1 pseudogene is annotated in these 419 nt (G+C 72.1%); it reads left to right on the top strand.

The features are described from left to right. Nucleotides 1-126: 126 nt before the first annotated feature. Nucleotides 127-419 (top strand): annotated as a pseudogene (locus ABZ570_RS33890) (transcription termination factor Rho); the annotation flags it as partial.

Below are 419 nucleotides of genomic sequence, written 5' to 3'. Positions count from 1 at the left end.
ACTGCACTCGGGAGGGTGTGGGAGAGTAGGACACCGCCGGACAATCTTCCAGTCAAGGGCCGCCCGAGTAGGGTCGGCCCTTGACTGCGTTAGCGTCTTGGTGACGCATTCAGGAAGGATGTACCTGTGAGTTCTGAACCGCAGGGCGGGGATCGCCCCCGTCGTTACGAGGACCGCGCCGAGCGTGGGCAGGGGCGCGATGACGCCCGCCGCGACGAGCGATCCTCGTACCGGGGTGGCCGCGACGGGAGCCCGCGCGGCACTGACCGCCCGGAAGGCTTCCGGTCGGGTCCCCGTGACGGCGGTTTCCGGGGCGGTGACCGCCGCGACTCGGGCTCCCGCACGAGCCCCCGTGAGGGCGGCTTCCGCGGCGACGACCGCCGCGAGGGTGGCTTCCGCCGGGACGACCGCGAGGGTGG

It is taken from the genome of Micromonospora sp. NPDC007271 (assembly GCF_040634005.1).
Taxonomy (GTDB): Bacteria; Actinomycetota; Actinomycetes; order Mycobacteriales; family Micromonosporaceae; genus Micromonospora.
The sequence above is the reverse complement of the archived record's forward strand: the minus strand, read 5'-3'. Positions and strand labels throughout refer to the sequence as shown.